This window comes from Rubrivirga aquatilis, from assembly GCF_046845665.1.
Lineage (GTDB): Bacteria > Bacteroidota > Rhodothermia > Rhodothermales > Rubricoccaceae > Rubrivirga.
Map to the genome: position 1 here is coordinate 1,750,400 of NZ_CP177355.1, position 17,101 is coordinate 1,767,500.

Below are 17,101 nucleotides of genomic sequence, written 5' to 3' on the forward strand. Positions count from 1 at the left end.
GCCTCGGCGCTGTCGTCCCCCCGACCCCCACACATCCCAACTCTCCAATGAGACTCTCTACTCTCGCCGTCTTCGCCGCCGCGTTGGCGCTCGCCGCTCCGGCGGTGGCCCAGTGCACCGGCACGGCCGGCACCGACTTCACCGAAGTCACCATCCGCGACATCAACGCGATCCCGGCCGGCAACGTCGACCTCCTCAACGCGGAGGGCGCCTCGCTCACCATCGAGCGGATCCAGGAGCTCGTCTCCCCGGTGCTCGTGGGCGAACGCGTGCAGTTCACGGCCGTCCTGCTCACGGACCCCTTCAAGTCCGGCATCCGGAGCCTCAACGCCCAGGGCATCCCCGGCGGGATCCACACCTACATGCGCGACGTGGCCGCGGCCACCGACGGCGTCGAGGGCATGGGCACCCAGGTCATCGACTTCTCGGGCTCGGGCACGCTCCAGGCCTTCTTCCCCGGCGACGAGCTCATCATCTGCGGCGAGGTCCAAGTGTTCGAGGGCAACGGCGGCTCCGCCTCCCAGGTCGCCGTCGAGTCGGCCACGGCGACGGGCACCGTCTACGGCCCCGAGGACCCGCTCGTGCAGCCGGTCGTCGTGACGACCGACGACCTCCACGACACGTTCGACGTGGCCGGCGAGGTCAAGTCGCAGATCGACTGGGACCAGTACGAGTCGTACAACGGTCAGTACGTCCGCCTGGAGGCCGTTGAGCTGATCCAGAGCATCTCGTCCAACGACCGCGTCGACGTGCTGTACTCGTCGCCGGGTCAGGACTCGCAGATCAACCAGTACGACACGTCGGTCTGCTTCCGCAACGACCGCGACTCGGACTACTTCCCGACCGCCGGCTCCGCGCCGGGCTGCATCGACGAGCCGTTCACGCCCCCGGCCACGGGCATCGTCAACGTGCAGGGCTTCCTGATCTTCCAGGGCGACGACGGCTCGTTCGACTACGCCGTCCCGGACGAGGCGAACTACGTGCTGAGCCCCTTCGAGGAGGCCGACTTCGTGATCGCGGTCGCCCCGCCGATCGTGACCATCAACACGCCCGGCCTCGCCACGCCGGCCGGCGTCGACATCTCGGCGACCGTCCTCCCGGGCACCGACGGCAACACGGTCTCGAGCGTCACCGTGGCGTACACCACGACCAGCGGCGCCTCCGGCACCGTCGACCTGACGAACACGTCCGGGGACCTCTACGAGGGGACCATCACCGGCGTCGCCGCCGGCGACTTCGTGACGTACTCGATCACGGCGGTCGACAACGAGAACAACGCCTCGACGCCCAGCGCGTCGGTCTCGCGCTTGGTGGTCGACGGGCCGATCTCGTCGATCTTCCAGGTCCAGGCCACGCCCGACGGCGGCGTCGGCGGCTCGGGCATCACGACGGAAGACCCGATCCCCTTCGACCTCGGCGCGACGGTCCAGTCCGCGTTCACGAGCACGTCGAGCAGCGGGACCGTCCGCTACTACGCGACGATCCAGGACGACGCCTCGCTGGCGGCCTTCTCGGGCGTCTGGATCTACTTCGACACGACGGACCCCGGCCTCACCGTCGGCGACCAGATCACCATCACCGAGGCGCGCGTGGACGAGAACTTCGGGGTCACGGCCCTGGAGGACCTCACGTTCACGACGACCGGGACCGGCACGCCGTACGCCTACAAGGAGGTCACGACCGACCTCTTCAGCGGGGCCGATGGCGACGCCACGGCCGAGCAGCACGAGGGCATCCTGCTCTCGTTCCCCAACGCGAGCATCGTGGCGACGAACGCCGACGATCCGAGCGGGCCGTTCGGCGAGTTCCTGTTCGCCAGCGGCGACTACGCCACGCCCCTCCGGGCGGACGACTTCAGCGACGGCGTCTCGTACGCCGGTGGGGACCCGGCCGAGGTCTTCACCAAGGGGGACGTCTTCGAGTTCATCCGCGGCCCGCTGTACTACTCGTTCGGCAACTACAAGCTCGCGCTGACCACGCTGGAGGAGTCGATCGGCACGGCCAACGCGGTCGGCACGGAGGGCATCCCCTCGGGCGCCGCCCGCCTCGTGGGCGCGTTCCCGAACCCGGCGACCGGCACCGCCCGCGTCCGCTTCGAGCTGGCGACGGCCGCCGACGTCTCGCTCCGCGTCTTCGACACGACGGGCCGTCAGGTGATGACGCTCGCCGACGGCGCCCGCGCTGCCGGTAGCCACGACGTGAGCGCCGACCTCTCGGGTCTCGCCTCGGGCGTCTACGTGCTCCGCATGGTCGCCGACGGCGACGTGGCCACGGCCCGCCTGGCCGTCGTCCGGTAACTCGGACACCTGCTTGCCGGCCGGCCGGCGTGTAACAGCGCCGGCCGGTCCTTTTCTCGACCCATCCGCCCCGACGACGTGTCCCGACCGACCCCCCACGCTCCGACGGTCGCCAGCAGGTGGCGGCTCGCGCCGCTGGCGCTGGCGCTGCTCGCCGTCGCTGCCTGCGACGCCGGGTTCGACGGCACTGCCGACGGCAACGCCGCCCCCGAGACCGAGCTGTCGGTCCGCTCGACCGACCTGCGCGAGGACCTCGGCACGCGCCGCCTGATCTCGACGGTCGACGTCGCGTGGTCCGGGACGGACCCCGACGGCGTCGTGACGGCGTATGACGTCCGCTCCTTCCAGGTCGACGCCCCGCCGGCCGCCGAGGCCGGCTGGGCCCGGACGACGCGGCGCGACTCGACCATCCGGCTCGAGATCCCGGCCGGCGCCTCGACGGCGGACGTGGTCGTCGAGGTCCGCGCCATCGACGACCAGGGCGCGCTCGACCCGACGCCCGCCCGGACGATCTTCCCGATCGTCAACTCGAACCCGACGCTCCGGCTCGTCGCCGCCGAGGCCCCGCCGGACTCGACGTGGCCCGTCCTCTCGTTCTCGTTCGCGGCCGACGACATCGACGGTGAGGCCAACCTCGCAGGCATCGAGATCGCGCTCAACGACACCACGGCGTTCGTCCGGCTCGACCCGGACGTGACGTTCGTGTCGCTCGTCGCCGCCGACCCGCGCGCGAGCACGACCGACGCTCGCGTGTTCTCCGGGCGCAGCTTCCGCAACACCGGCGAGACGCTGCCCGGCCTGCGGCTCGACGCCGACAACGTGGTCTACCTCCGCGCCGTCGACGCCGCCGAGGCCTTTAGCCGGACCGTGCGCTACCCCGCGCTCAGCGCCGACGGCCAACCGACGGGCGTGCTCTTCGTCCGCCGCGTAACGAGCGACGTGCTGCTCGTCAACGACGTCCGCCAGGGCGCCCCCGGCCCCGTGCTCGGCGTCGCCCGCGACGCGCTCGGCGCGCAGGGGACGGCGTCCTACGACGAGTGGGACCTGTCGGGCACGCCGCTCACGGCCGCCTCGCCGCAGTTCTCGGCCGCCCTCCCGACGACGCCCGACCCAACGCTGCGCCAGATCGTCGCGCTGTGGGACCGGATCTACTGGGTCTCCAGCTCGGTCACGAACACGTCGGTCGGCAACAACCTGCCGCGCGCCGCGAGCGTGATGGACCTGTTCTTCGAGAACGGCGGCCGGATCCTGGTGCAGGTCCCGGTGACGCTCCCACAGGGCACGGACGTAGGCGGGACGGCGAACGCGGCCATCGACATCCTGCCGCTCGGCGACCTGATCACGTTCCCCGACGGCGTCCGCTCGCTGCGCGCGGACGCGGGCACGCTCGTCCGCCCCCAGGAGCCCGTCCCCGGTGTCGGCCAGCCGCTCCCGACCCTCCGCGCCGACCGTCTGATCACGAGCGCGCTGCCGTACGCCGTCGGCCCCGACGACATCCCCCTGTACCGGATGTCGTTCTACGAGAACAACGTGCCGACCGACACCTGGACCGGGCCCGAGGTCGTCGCCTCGATCCGCGCCGACCGCCGCTCGGCGCTCTTCGCGCTCCCGCTCTTCGCCGGGCCCAACCCCCTCTTTGTCGCCGACGCCGGCACCGACGGCGTCGTCGCCGCGCTCGCGATGATGCTCGACGGCCTCGACTTCCCGACTGGCTCCGGCCGCCTCGCCAAGCGCTGATGCCGACCTTTCCTATGACTCTCTCCCGTCTCGGCGCGCTCGCGCTCGTCCTGCTGGCGCTCGCCGCGAGCGGCCCGGCCGCCGCCCAGGGCGCCATCGCCGGCACGGTCGTCGACCCCGACAGCGAGTTCCCGATCATCAACGCCAGCATCTTCGTGCTCGGCACGACGCGCGGCGCGGCCAGCGACCTTGACGGCAACTACCGCATCGAGGGGCTGCGCGCGGGCGACTACACCGTCCGCGTCTCGTACGTCGGCTACGCGACGAAGGAGTTCACCGGCATCAACGTCCAGAACGGGCAGACGACCCGGCTCGACGTCGAGATGGAGGAGGCGCTGCTGGGCTCCGAGAACGAGGTCGTGGTCATCGGCGAGGCGCCGCTGATCGACGTGGAGCGCGCCGAGAGCGCGTATACGATCTCCGAGGAGCAGATCGATGCCCGGCCCGTGCGCGACGTGCAGGACGTGATCTCGAACCAGGCCGGCGTCACCCAGGACCCGACGGGCCTGTACATCCGGGGCGGCCGCGCGACCGAGACCGGCTACGTCGTCGACGGCGTTAGCGCGAAGGACCCGCTCGCGGGGACGGGCTTCGGGCTGGACCTCGGGGCGAACGCGTTGCGCGAGGTCGAGGTCGTCACGACGGGCGCCGACGCGAGCGTGGGCGACGCCACGTCCGGCGTGGTCTCGATCCGCACGCGGGAGGGGACCGACTCGTTCGAGGCCGCCGCCTCGCTCCAGCGCGACGACTTTGGCGGCGACTGGGGCTCGTCGTTCAACGAGGACAACATCGAGGCGTCGATCGCCGGGCCGATCTGGCCGGGCAAGATCCGCTTTTTCGCCTCGGGCCAGGGCACGTTCGGCGACGGCTTCGAGCGGACGCTGACCACGCCCGACTCGTCGTTCTCCTCCGTCCCGAGCCAGGTCAACAGCTCCATCGCCGACGGCGACGTGTGGGCGCCGCGCCGGGGCAACCGGTGGAACGGGCTCGGCAAGCTGGTCATCCTCCCGCGCGGTGGGATGAAGCTCGTCGGCAGCTACCAGCGGTCGCTCGCGGTCAACCAGAACACGCGGATGCTGCGGATCACGGGCAACGACGCCGTCGTCGCGCCGGGCTTCCAGTACAACTTCGCGCTCCAGCCCGACCAGGCCAACACGTACACGCAGGACGCCAATCTCGCGTACCTGCTGTTCACGCACGCCGTCGGCCGCCAGTCGATCTACGAACTGCAGGTCTCGCGCTTGTTTACGCGGCTGCGCGCCGACGCCAACGGCCGCGACTGGCGCCCCGACAACGTCGACTCCGAGCTCGACCCGTTCTCGATCCCCGGCTTCCCCGGCTCCGTCTTCGGCGACCCCACGGACGTCCCCGCCGACACGGCCCTCTTCGTGCTCCCTGGCCCGGGCTTCTTCAACAACGGCGGCGTCGCGACCGACTGGCATGACCACTTCGCCGAGCAGGTCACGGCCCGGGGCGAGTTCACCCACTTCACCGCGTCCGAGGCCTACGAGCTGACGGCCGGCGGCGAGGTGACGCTCAACGACTACCAGTGGATCGACATCTCGCGGCCCTGGGTCGGCGCCCCGATCCAGCTGCCCGACGGCACGTTTACGCAGTCGAACCGGCTCGGCCAGTCGTCGGACATCTGGCGCGTCAAGCCGCGCCGCGCGTCGATGTACTCGACGCACCGCTTCCGCTACAACGGGCTCATCGCGAGCGTCGGCGCCCGCTTCGAGGGCTGGGCCGCCGGCAAGTACGTCGACGACCTGGTGGCCGACTCGGCCTTCACGATCCCGGTCGCGTTGCGCGAGCAGTACCTCGACGAGACGACCTCGCTGTTCGGGCTCCGCTGGAAGGCGCGCTTGCTGCCCAAGCTCAACGTCAGCTTCCCGATCAGGGACAACCAGGTGCTGTTCTTCAGCTACGGCCACTCGATGCGCCTGCCGCACCCGACCTACGTCTACACGAACCTCGACCCGTTCTACCAGGACCGCTCGTTCTTCTCCGACCTGGGCAACCCGACGCTCGACCCCGAGATCGACATCGCCTACGAGCTGGGCGTCCGCAACCAGATCACGGCGAACGACGCGCTCAACGTGACCGCGTTCTGGCGCGACAAGTTCGACTTTATCACCGTCGCCTCGGTCTCGATCGCGGACGCGACGGGCCGCGAGACCTCGCGCGCCTTGCGCGTCAACGGCGACTTTGCGCGCGTCCGCGGCATCGAGCTGAGCTACACCAAGCGCGTCGCGGACTGGTTTATCGGCCAGTTCTCGGGCAGCTACTCGCGCGCGACCGGCCTGTCGTCGACCAACAACGACGCGCTCCAGGATCTCATTCAGGACGGCAACACGGACAACACGTTCGAGACGCCGCTCGCGTGGGACCGCCCGCTCGACCTCAAGATCTCAGGGACGTTCCGCCGCGACGCCGACACGCCCCTCCTCGGGATCCCCGGCCTCAACCGCTACCGCGTCTTCCTGCAGACGACGTTCCGCAGCGGCCAGCGCTACACGCCGGTCGAGTTCATCGGCAACGAGGTCAACCCGTTCACTGGCGAGCGCGACTGGCGCCCGATCTACGAGACCGTCGACGACCCCGCCCTCCGCTTTTCCGAAGTCGGCAAGCCGTGGTGGTACTTCGACCTCCGCGTCGAGCGCAAGCTGGGCCTCGGCGCCAGCGACCTCAACCTGTCGCTCGAGGTCGAAAACCTGTTCAACCAGCAGAACAGCGTCATCATCAACCCGGTGACAGGCGAGGCCTACCCCGAGATCGAGGTGCCCGAGGGCCAAGACCCCCGCGCCTACCTCGAGTCGCTCCGCGGCGACGCCCGCTACGACGTGCCCGGCTTCCTGCGCGACCCCCGCTACGAGGACCCCAACTCGTCGGGCGTCCCGCCCTTCAACCCGGCCCGCTTCCTGGCCCCCCGGCACATCGTGTTCGGGCTGAGCTACAAGTTCTAGTGCGTGGGGCGTGGCGCCTGGGGGAGACCCACGGCCGACGCCCCACGACCCACGACTCCATGACCCGACAGCTCTCCCGCCTCAGCCTGCTGGCGCTGCTCTTGACGAGCGCCGCCGCCAGCGCCCAGCTCCTGCCCGCATACGGCGAGGACCGGGCAGGCACGGCCGGCTTCCAGTTTCTCGAAGTGCCCGTCGACCCGCGCGGCGCGGCGCTCGGCGGGGCGGCCGTGGCAACCACGACCGACGCCTCGGCGCTTTTTTGGAACCCCGCGCTCGCTGCTCGCGGCGCCCGGACGCAGGTGGCTGGCGCCACGCTCGCGTACTTCGCCGACGTCAGCCTCAACTACGCCGCCGTCACTCAGCGCGTCGGCGCGTTTACGGTCGGCGCCCACCTCCAGACGTTGGACTCGGGCGACATGGCGGTCACGACCGAGTTCTCGGGGCCCTCGGGCACCGGCCAGACGTTTCGTTACCTCGGCATGGTCGGCGGCATCACCGTCGGGCAGGCGCTGACGGACCTGTTCTCCTACGGGATCACGGCCAAGGTGGCGCGTGAGGCTGCCGCGGATGTGGCCATGACGGTCCCCCTCGTCGACTTGGGCGTCGCGTACCGCGTCGGTGAGACGGGCGCGCGAATCGGCGTTGCGATCCGCAACTTCGGGCTCAACGGGCAGGCGAACGGCGAGATCGAGCGCCAGACGGTCGAGGGCGAGATCGTCATCGAGGACCAGTTCGAGGACGTCGTCCCGCCGACGACGTTCATGCTGGGCGTCGGCTATGACGTGATGCGGGGCGGCGACCACGCGCTGACGGTCTCAGGCCAGCTCACCAACCCGAACGACAACGCCGAGCGCTTCAACGTGGGCGCCGAGTACGTCTTCGCCGAGCTGCTGTCCCTGCGCGCCGGCTACCGCTTCGGCGCTGAGGAGGCCGTCCTGCCGACGCTCGGCTTCGGCGTCGAGGTCCCCGGTTTGGGGACGCGCCGCATCCGGGCGGACTACGGATTCGAGCAACTCGAACGACTCGGCACGACGCACCGCGTCGGCGTCTCCGTCCGGATTTGAGCCGGGAATCAGGAATGAGGAATCAGGAACCGGCCCGCCTCGCGGCCCCGCTCTCGCACATCGCCCCCATGCTCCGCTCCGCCGTTCTCCGTCCGCTGTCCGTTGTCCTCCTGCTGGCGCTCGTCGCCAGCGGGTGCGACGCCGTGCTGGGCTCGAAGCAGGACGAGACCACCGACGAGATCTTCGAGCAGGGCCAGACCGACCCGACACTCGTGGATGATGTCGGCTACGTCCCGCTGAACCCGTTTTACACCCAAGGCTTCGGGGGCGTCTTCCAGAACCCGGTCGACGTGTACGTGGGCTACGACGAGTTCGTCTACGTCGCCGACGACCGGGGCGTGCACGTGCTCGACCTGGCCGGGCGGCCCCAGTTCTTGCTCGACACCGTCGAGGGCCAGCCGCTCCGCGACATCACGGCGATCGTGCAGGACCGCAAGCTGGACCTCTACGTCGCCGCGCGGCGCGACACGACCGTCACGGGCGCCAACTGCCCGTCGGCCGGTGGCCCCGAGGCCTGCGACCTCGCCGTCGTCTATCGCATCTCGGGCCTGACGACCGGCACGCCGCGCGTCGCCGACATCCTGTGGCACCCCTTCGACGACGGCAGCCGCCAGTTCAACCGCTTCGAGCTGCCCGACGTGTACAGCACCGGCGCCAGCGACGAGGACGCCGAGTTCACGGGCGTCGCCACGCTCGCCGACAACCGCTTGTACGTGACCCGGCGCGGGTCGGTCAACACCACGGCGACGGGGCGGCCGAGCCAGGCGTTCAGCCCCTTCAACGCCTTCCTGCAGTTCACGGCGACGGGCCAGTACATCCAGTACGTCCGCGCCCTGACGCCCGACCGGGCCTCGTTGCTGAGCGCGTACTACCCGTCCGACGTGATGACCTTCGTCGGCCCCCCGCAGCGGGCGTCGATCGCGCTAAACGAGGACTTCATGCTGGCGCTCGGGCCGCCCGCCGGCCTGCCCACGCCGACGTACGGCGTCGTCTCCGTCACGGTCGTCGAAACCAACGACGGGACGGAGTACCGCGTCGACTCCGGCCGCCTGGGCGCCGCGGGCAACCCGGACGCGGGCGACGGTGCGCTCTTCGAGGCGGGCCAGTTCGTCCGCCCCACGAGCTTGGCGTACGCGGCCGACCAGACGGGCTACACGTTCGTGCTCGACGCGGGCAAGGACAGCCTGTTCGTCTTCAACCCGAACGGGATCGAGGGCGTGGCCCCGCCCCCCGGCTCGGGCTCCACGCGCCCCGTCCGCGCCTCGTTCGGCGGGACGGGCGCCGGCCCGCTCCAGTTCGACAACCCGCAGGGCGTCGCCTACTACCAGCGCGTGGTCTACGTCGCCGACACGGGCAACGGTCGGATCGCACGGTACCGCCTGAACACGGACTTCGAGTAGGCCCGCCGCGCTCGCGGGATTGGGGATTAGGGGAATGGCAGGTGGCGGGACGGTGCTGGCGTAGCGCCCGGTCGCCAACCATCCTCGGCTGGCGCAGTGCCGATCGCCCTCCCCCGGCCCCTCCCGTCCGGGAGGGGAGGTCGGGGTTGAGGCGTTGGGCGGTTCCACAAGCAGGGCGAACGCAAGCCTGGCCTACGGCGTCCCCTCTCCCCTCGGGAGAGGGACAGGGTGAGGGTGTCGGGCGGTCGACCGCAGGGTTCCAGGGCGCCGCTTGCGTTGATCCCGGACTCGACTCACCTTGCGCTCTTGCGCTCTTGCGCTCTTGCGCTCTTGCGCTCTTGCGCTCTTGCGCTCTTGCGCTCCTGCGCTCCTGGCGCGCCCGCTCCCGTCCCACCGCCATGCCAGTCCGTCGCACGCTCCTCGCCGCCCTCGCCCTCCTGCTGGCGGTCTACGTCGGGCAGACGCTCGCGGGGTGCGCCGGCGCCGAGCCCACCCCGGGGCCGCAAGCGGAGACCGCCAGCGACCGCGCGCTCGTGCTCGTCTCCATCGACGGGTTCCGCTGGGACTACCTCGACCGCGGCCTGGACACGCCCGCGCTCGACTGGGTGGCCGAGGGCGCGCGCGCCGAGCGGCTCGTGCCCGTCTTCCCGACCAAGACGTTCCCAAACCACTACTCGCTGGTGACCGGGCTCCACCCCCAAGACCACGGGATCGTCGGCAACACGATGCGCGACCCGGAGCGGCTCGTCGACGGCGAGCCCGCGCGGTTCTCGCTCTCCAACCGCCAAGCGGTCGCGGATGGCCGGTGGTGGGCGGGCGAGCCGATCTGGGTGACCGCCGAGCGCCAGGGCGTGACGGCCGCGCCCGTGTTCTGGCCCGGGTCGGAGGCCGAAATCGACGGCGTCCGGCCCAGCCGCTGGCTGCCGTACGACGGCGCGATGCCCTACGCCGCGCGAGCCGACCAGGCGCTCGACTGGCTCGACGAGGGCGCCGGCTTCGTGACCTTCTACGTCGAGGCCGTCGACAACGCGGGCCACCGCTACGGGCCGGACGCGCCGGAGACCGCCGCCGCCATCGAGGAGGCCGACGCGGCGCTGGCGCACCTGCTCGACGGCCTGCGCCAGCGAGGCCGCCTCGACGACACCGACATCGTCGTCGTGAGCGACCACGGCATGGTGCCGGTCTCCCGCGATCGTGTCGTGCTGCTCGACGACGCCGTCGACTACGAGACCGTCGACGTGGACTGGGGCGAGGTCGTCGGCCTGTGGCCCGACGCCGGCGTCGACGTGGAGGCGCTCATCGCGCGCGTCTCCGCGCTCCCGCACCTGACCGCGATGCGCAAGGCGGATGTGCCCGCCCGACTCCACTACTCGGACCACGCCCGCGTCCCGCCCGTCGTCGTCCTCGTCGATCCCGGCTGGACGGCCTCGTCGCAGCGCTACCTCGACCGCAACCCGGACCGCCCGTCGGGCGGGGCGCACGGCTACGACAACGCCGAGCCCGGCTTGCACGGCATCCTGCTCGCGCGCGGCCCGCACCTCCGGACCGGCGCCTTAGGCCCCGTCTCGACCGTCGACGTGTACAACGTGCTGGCGGGCGTGCTGGGTGTGACGCCCGCGTCGAACAGCGGCGACCCGGCCGTCGCGGCCCGGCTGCTCCGCTAGGCGCCCTTGGCCAGCATCTCGCCCGCCACCCGCTCCGCCTCGCGCAGCACACGGAGGACGTTCCCGCCCAGGATCTTGCGGACGTCGGATTCCGAGAACCCGCGCCGCAGGAGCCCGTGCGTGAGCCACGGCAGGCGCGTCACGTCGCCGAGGCCAGCGGGCAGGCGGGGGACGCCGTCGAAGTCGCTGCCCAGCCCGACGTGGTCGGCGCCCGCCACGCGCACGGCGTGCGCGATGTGGTCGAGCGCCGTCTCGACCGTCGCGCCCGGCCCGAGGTAGTCGGCGTACAAGTTGATCATCGCCACGCCCCCGTTGTCCGCGAGTGCCGCCAGCATCGCGTCGCTCGCGTTGCGGACGTGCGGGTGGACGGCGCGCGCCGACGAGTGGCTCAGGATCACGGGCGCTCGCGTGACGGCCAGGGCGTCGAAGAACGTCGAGTCGGAGACGTGGGAGAGGTCGACGAGGACGCCGAGCCGATTCATCTCGGCCACCAGTTCGCGGCCGGTCTCGTTGAGGCCGTCCCACCGGGCGACGTCCGTCGCGGCGTCTGCGAAGGCGTTCGTGTTCGAGTGCGTGAGCGTGACGTAGCGGACGCCGTTCGCCGCCAGTTGGCGCAAAGTCTCGGGTGAGGCCTGGAGCGCGTGGCCGCCTTCGAGCCCGAGCAGGATGGCCGCCTTGCCCTGGCGCCTCGCCGCCACGACGCCGTCGGCGGTACGGACGAGCGCGGCGTCGTCGCGCCCGGCGAGTTGGCGCTGGACCGCGTCGATCATCGAGAGCGCCCGGTCGGTCGCCGCGGGCCCCTCGCCGTAGCTGCGGGCGACGTAGATCGAAAAGAACGCCGCGTCGAGCCCGCCCTCGCGCATCCGGGGCAGGTCGAGGTGGTCGCCGGCGTGCCGGTCCCCGACGGCGTAGCCCCGGTCGAGCATCAGCGTCGGCGTGTCGACGTGGCCGTCGACCACGAGCGCGTCGTAGTGGAGGCGCAGCGCGCGCGCCCACGACGAATCGCCAGCGACGAGGCGGGCGGCCTCAGCGGCGTCGAGGGCGACGGCCCCGCCGTCCGACGCGTCGCCGCAAGCGGCGGCCGCCGCTTGCGGCGACGCGGTCGAGGGCTCAGGCGGTGGGGGAGAGGGCTCGCAGGCGGCGAGCGCCAGCAGGGCGGCGGCGACGAGAACAGCGGGCATGGCCGAGTCTACGGTGGGGCGAATCGCCAGTCCCTTTGTTTGGCGGCCGGGGGCAACGTCTAAACTCCAGTCCCCACCTCGTACGCTCCGTGCCCCTTCGCTTCCCGCTCCGGCTGCTGCTGCTCATCGCGCTGGCGTCGCCACGTGCCACGGCACAGACGGGCTCGTGCGACACCGGAACGGCCGTCGGCGTGCTGGAGACGGCCTCGCTCCGGGCCGAGCTCTACAACATCGGTGGACTGTTCTGGCGGGGGAGTGGCGCGAGCTACGTCGTCCCGAAGGAGGCGGGGATCAGCCCGGTGTTCACGGCCTCGCTCTGGGTGTCCGGGCGCGTCGACGGCGAGCTTCGGATGGCGGCGGGACAGTATGGGCCGTGGGAGTTCTGGCCCGGCCCCCTCGCCGACGCCGACGCCCCGCCCGCCGATTGCTCGGCACACGACCGGATCTGGACGGTCTCGCGCGCTGATGTCGCCGCGTACCTCCAGACCGGCGAGGCGACGCCGGACCTCGCCGAGTGGCCGCACGATCTCGGGGCGCCGGTGCTCGACGGCGACGGCATCTCCGGCAACTACGACCTCGCCGCAGGCGACCAGCCCGATCTCCTCGGGGACATGGCCGTGTGGTGGGTGATGAACGACGCGGGCAACGAGCACCTCACGTCCGGGTTCGGCCCGCTCGGCATCGAGGTCCGGGCTCAGGCCTTTGCGTTCGACCGAACCGCCCCCAGCGACCTCACCACGGACACCTTCTACCGCTACGAGATTGTCAATCGCCGAGATCGGCCGATCGACAGCCTGCGTGTCTCGCTCTGGGCCGATGCTGAACTCGGCAACTTCAACGACGATCTCGTCGGTGTCGACACGCTGCGGCACTTTACCTACGTCTACAACGGGGACGATGACGACGATGGTGGCGGGGGCTATGGCGAGACCCCACCGGCCTGGGGCATCCAGGTGCTGTCCGGGTTCGTCGGGCTGGCCAACGGACGCGACGACGACTTCGACGGGACGGTCGACGAGGCCGACGAAGAGATGCGGATGACCTCGGCGCCGATGCCCTGGAAGGGACTGGGGGCGGGATACGGGGAGGGGTTCTACGCGCTCCAGCGGGGCCTCCTCCAAAACGGACAGCCGATGCTCGACTACGGCTCCGGTCGTTCGCCCGATCCCAGCGCGCTCGGCGAGCCGACGGTCTTCGCGTTCCCAGCCTTCCCGGGCGAGTACTGGTCCGAGGAGAACATCGACGGCAACGGGACGGCCAACGCGGCTCGCGACTCACGGATCATGCTGACGATCGGGCCAGGGCGCCTGGAGCCTGGCGAGTCCGTGACGGTCGACTTCGCAATGCCCTTTGCCCAGGGCACCGACCGCCTCGACTCCGTGCGCAAGCTGATCGACCGTGCCGCGCTCCTGCTCAACGCGTTCGGTGATGGCGAGTTCGATTCCCGGCTCGTGACTCCCGAAGAGGCCGGCATTCCGCCACAGCCCCTACCCGCAGGCTTCTTACCCACCCTCTCGCCGGTCCGCCCGAATCCGGCCGCGAGCGGGCAGGTTGCGCTCCTGACGCTCCCCGAGCCGATGTACATCGACGCCGTGGTGCTGGACGCGCTCGGCCGTCGCCTGGCGGTGGTCGCCCGCGGGACGCAGGGCGCGGGCGTGACGGTGCTCGCCGTGCCCGACGGCCTCCCGCCGGGGCTGTACCTCTTGCGCGTGTCGGCCGCGCAGGGCCGCCCGGTCGCACTCCGGTTCACCGTCGCCGCCCGCTAGTCCGGCCTCGGCGCCGAGGCGGGAGGGGAGAGGCGTCCACGCCCGGGCGAATCGGCGTCTCCCCGGAGACCGGGCCGTGTCGGTCGCTAGACTCCTCCCGCAAGCTCCCTCGACCGATGCGTCTCTCCCTCCTCCTTGTCCTGCTCGCCCTCGGGGGAGCCGCTGCCGCGCAGCCGGTGCCGGTCGGCTCGTGCGAGAAGGGGAGGGCCCGGGCCACGCTCGAGACGGACACCGTGCGGCTGGGGCTGTGGAACCAGGGGCGGCTGTTCTACGGGCTCGGGGAGAGCGTGACCGAGTGGGGCCAATACCTGGTCCCAAAGTCGTCGGGCACGTACCCGGCCGAGATCGTCAACCTGTGGGTCAGCGCCGTCGTCGGGGACTCGCTCCGGACGACAATCGCCGACACGTATGAGAGTGACTTTTGGCCGGGGCCCCTCGCCGACGCCGACGCCCCCCCGGCCGCCTGCGCCGAGCACGACCGGATGTGGACGGTCTCCCGTGCCGACCTCGACCGCTACGTCGCGACGGGCCAGGCGACCACCGACCTCGCCGAGTGGCCGCACGATCTCGGCGCCCCGGTCCTCGACGGCGACGGCATCCCGGACAACTACGATCTCGCCGCCGGCGACCAGCCCGACCTGCTGGGCGACGCCGCTGTGTGGTGGGTGATGAACGACGCGGGCAACCAGCACGGCTACCGGAACCAACCGGGGACCGCCCCGATCGGCGTCGAAGTCCGGGTCCACGCCTTCGCCTTCGAGCAGAGCCCGTTCCCGACCGTGCCCGACACGCCGCTCCAGGAGGCGACGTTCTACCGCTACGAGTTCGTCAACCGCCGCGACGTCCCGCTCGACAGCGTCTACGTCAGCCTCGCCGCCTTAGGCCGGACGGGGGCGCTCGGCAACGACTTCCAGGGGACGGACACACTGAGCCACGTCGCCTACATCTACAACGCGACCGAGCACGAGGACGCCTACAGCGACCGGCCTGCGGCGTGGGGGATGCAGGTGCTGCGCGGGCCGGTCGGGCTTGCCAACCGCCGCGACGACGACCGCGACGGCGAGACCGACGAGCCCGGCGAGCGGCTTCGGCTGACGTCGAGCCCGCCCGCCTTCTTCCTCGACGGCCCACGATACCCGCGCTCGCCGCGGGAGTGGGTGAACGTGCAGCAGGGGCTCTTTCCTCGGGGGGGGGCCATCTACGCGTCAGGCATCGGCGAATACTGTTGGCCAGGCTGCCCCGATTGCTCGTCAGGCTGCAGTGGCTGGGAGCCCACCCGGTACGCGTTCCCCGCCGATCCCACCGTGGGCGAGTTCTGGTCCGAGACCAACCGGACGGGGGAGCCGACGACGGGGGGCGGCTACTACCGCGAGGTTCTCGCGTCGGTCGGCCCGTTCCGGATCGAGCCGGGCGCGACGGCAGAGATCCTCTACGCCATGCCGTTCGCGCGGACCGACGACCACCTCCGGTCCGTGACCGCGCTCCGCGGGGTCGCGCGGGGGCTGCTGGCGGCGTTCGGCGACGGCGTCCCGTCCCGCCGCGTCGACGGCCCGCCGGCTCCGCCCCTGCCGGTCGCCCAGGGCGTCCGCCCGGTCCGCCCGAACCCCGGAGTCGGGGGCCAGTCCGCTGTCCTCGACCTCCCCGAGGCGACGCACGTCGACGCGGACGTGCTCGACCTGCTCGGCCGCGTCGTCGCCGTCGTCGCTGGGGGCACACTCCAGGCAGGCGAGACGGACCTCGCCGTCCCCGACGGGCTCCCGCCAGGGCTGTACCTGCTCCGCGTGTCGGCCGCGCAGGGCCGCCCGGTCGCGCTCCGGTTCACCGTTGTCGCGCGGTAGCTCGGCCTCGGGGGCGTCCGCAGCCCTGCCGAGGCGGGGCTACTCGATGGTCCAGGTGTCGCCGGACGCCAGCAGCTCCGCCAGCCGGCCCGGGCCCTTCCGCTTGCGGACCTCCTCGACCTGGGCGTTGAGCATCGCGTCGTACGTCGGCCGGGTCTCCTGGTAGAGCACGCCGAAGGGGCGCGGGAGGTCGGCGCTCCAAAACGTCTGGTCGCCGACGAGGAGCGCGAGCCCCTTGTCGGTCGAGTCGTAGACGACGCAGTCGTCGGCGGTGCGGTCGCCGTTGAGGTCGACGGCGCGCAGGGTCAGGCCGTCGAGGACGAGCCCCTTCGTGTCGTTCGCGAACGTCATCGGCTGGCCGTCTTCCACCATCACCGTCCGCAGCGCCTTCGTGTCGCGCTCGGTGAACTCGAAAAAGGCGCCGTCGTTGAAGATGTTGCAGTTCTGATAGATCTCGATAAACGAGGTGCCCCGGTGGGCGTGGCCCGCCTTCAGGACGGTCTGCATGTGCTTCGGGTCGCGGTCGAGTGTCCGCGCGACGAACGAGCCGTCGGAGCCGAGCGCGAGGGCGGCCGGGTTGAAGGGGTGGTCGAGGGAGCCGTACGGCGACGACTTGGTGATCTTGCCGACCTCAGACGTGGGGCTGTACTGGCCCTTTGTCAGCCCGTAGATCTGGTTGTTGAACAGCAGCACCTGGAGGTCGACGTTGCGGCGCAGCATGTGCGTCGTGTGCCCGGCGCCGATGCTCAGCGCGTCGCCGTCGCCGGTGACCACCCACACGTCGAGCTCGGGGCGCGTCGCTTTGAGGCCCGTCGCCACGGCGGGCGCGCGGCCGTGGATGCTGTGGAAGCCGTACGTGTTCATGTAGTACGGGAAGCGCGACGAGCACCCGATCCCGGAGATGAACACGACGTTCTCGCGGTTCTCTGCCAGCTCGGGGAGCGCGCGCTGGACGGCCGCCAGCACCGCGTAGTCGCCGCAGCCAGGGCACCACCGCACGTCGGAGCCGGAGACGAAGTCCTTGCGCGTGAGCACGGGCAGGCCGAGCGCCGAGCCGTCGCCTTCCGGGTCGACGATCCGCGCGGCCGGGGGCACGGCGGGGCGCTTGGCGCCGGGCGGCCGGGCGGGCTTGCGGACCGGCGGGCGCTTGGGGCTGGCGGCAGGCGGACCCGCAGGCTTCGCGCCAGCAGG

Annotated in this window: 10 protein-coding genes; 8 read left to right on the forward strand and 2 right to left on the reverse strand. The window is 71.4% G+C overall.

From position 1 onward, the window contains the following. The first annotated feature begins 47 nt into the window (after nt 1-47). The 6 genes from ACLII4_RS07585 (at nt 48) to ACLII4_RS07610 (ending at nt 11,125) form a co-directional block, all read left to right on the forward strand. Complete coding sequence (locus ACLII4_RS07585) at nt 48-2,297, forward strand: T9SS type A sorting domain-containing protein (RefSeq protein ID WP_412070298.1); 2,250 nt, start codon at nt 48-50, stop codon at nt 2,295-2,297. 78 nt (nt 2,298-2,375) lie between these two features. Continuing rightward, a complete protein-coding gene (locus tag ACLII4_RS07590) occupies nt 2,376-4,034 on the forward strand; it encodes a hypothetical protein (RefSeq protein WP_412070299.1) in 1,659 nt (552 codons plus the stop codon). Between the two features lie 14 nt (nt 4,035-4,048). Continuing rightward, a complete protein-coding gene (locus ACLII4_RS07595; RefSeq protein WP_412070300.1) occupies nt 4,049-6,997 on the forward strand; it encodes a TonB-dependent receptor in 2,949 nt (982 codons plus the stop codon). Nucleotides 6,998-7,056: 59 nt separating this feature from the next. Beyond that, nucleotides 7,057-8,061, forward strand: coding sequence for a PorV/PorQ family protein (locus ACLII4_RS07600; protein ID WP_412070301.1), 1,005 nt, complete (start codon nt 7,057-7,059; stop codon nt 8,059-8,061). A gap of 68 nt (nt 8,062-8,129) precedes the next feature. Beyond that, nucleotides 8,130-9,461: a hypothetical protein gene (locus tag ACLII4_RS07605; RefSeq protein WP_412070302.1), complete on the forward strand. Its 1,332-nt coding sequence runs from the start codon at nt 8,130-8,132 to the stop codon at nt 9,459-9,461. Nucleotides 9,462-9,859: 398 nt separating this feature from the next. Beyond that, nucleotides 9,860-11,125 carry an ectonucleotide pyrophosphatase/phosphodiesterase gene (locus ACLII4_RS07610; protein WP_412070303.1) on the forward strand — a complete coding sequence of 422 codons (1,266 nt, stop codon included), beginning with the start codon at nt 9,860-9,862 and terminating at the stop codon, nt 11,123-11,125. Here the strand turns inward: ACLII4_RS07610 and ACLII4_RS07615 are convergent. Beyond that, a complete protein-coding gene (locus ACLII4_RS07615; RefSeq protein WP_412070304.1) occupies nt 11,122-12,306 on the reverse strand; it encodes a dipeptidase in 1,185 nt (394 codons plus the stop codon). The two genes, ACLII4_RS07610 and ACLII4_RS07615, sit on opposite strands and share 4 nt — an antisense overlap. 89 nt (nt 12,307-12,395) lie before the next feature. On the opposite strand from ACLII4_RS07615, the gene ACLII4_RS07620 reads away from it, so the two are divergent. Together ACLII4_RS07620 and ACLII4_RS07625 are read left to right on the forward strand one after the other, a co-directional pair. Beyond that, entirely contained in the window at nt 12,396-14,072 is a 1,677-nt protein-coding gene (locus ACLII4_RS07620; protein ID WP_412070305.1) for a T9SS type A sorting domain-containing protein, read from the forward strand. 116 nt (nt 14,073-14,188) lie between these two features. Beyond that, a complete protein-coding gene (locus tag ACLII4_RS07625) occupies nt 14,189-15,910 on the forward strand; it encodes a T9SS type A sorting domain-containing protein (protein ID WP_412070306.1) in 1,722 nt (573 codons plus the stop codon). 39 nt (nt 15,911-15,949) lie between these two features. Here the strand turns inward: ACLII4_RS07625 and ACLII4_RS07630 are convergent, their stop codons facing one another. Continuing rightward, a complete protein-coding gene (locus ACLII4_RS07630; RefSeq protein WP_412070558.1) occupies nt 15,950-16,987 on the reverse strand; it encodes a 2-oxoacid:ferredoxin oxidoreductase subunit beta in 1,038 nt (345 codons plus the stop codon). Nucleotides 16,988-17,101: the final 114 nt, after the last annotated feature.

Bases quoted from the DNA above. Each gene is read 5' to 3' on its own strand.
- ACLII4_RS07615 (WP_412070304.1), bottom strand. From the start codon at position 12,306: ATGCCCGCTGTTCTCGTCGCCGCCGCCCTGCTGGCGCTCGCCGCCTGC.
- ACLII4_RS07605 (WP_412070302.1), top strand. From the start codon at position 8,130: ATGCTCCGCTCCGCCGTTCTCCGTCCGCTGTCCGTTGTCCTCCTGCTG.
- ACLII4_RS07595 (WP_412070300.1), top strand. From the start codon at position 4,049: ATGACTCTCTCCCGTCTCGGCGCGCTCGCGCTCGTCCTGCTGGCGCTC.
- ACLII4_RS07600 (WP_412070301.1), top strand. From the start codon at position 7,057: ATGACCCGACAGCTCTCCCGCCTCAGCCTGCTGGCGCTGCTCTTGACG.
- ACLII4_RS07610 (WP_412070303.1), top strand. From the start codon at position 9,860: ATGCCAGTCCGTCGCACGCTCCTCGCCGCCCTCGCCCTCCTGCTGGCG.
- ACLII4_RS07625 (WP_412070306.1), top strand. From the start codon at position 14,189: ATGCGTCTCTCCCTCCTCCTTGTCCTGCTCGCCCTCGGGGGAGCCGCT.
- ACLII4_RS07585 (WP_412070298.1), top strand. From the start codon at position 48: ATGAGACTCTCTACTCTCGCCGTCTTCGCCGCCGCGTTGGCGCTCGCC.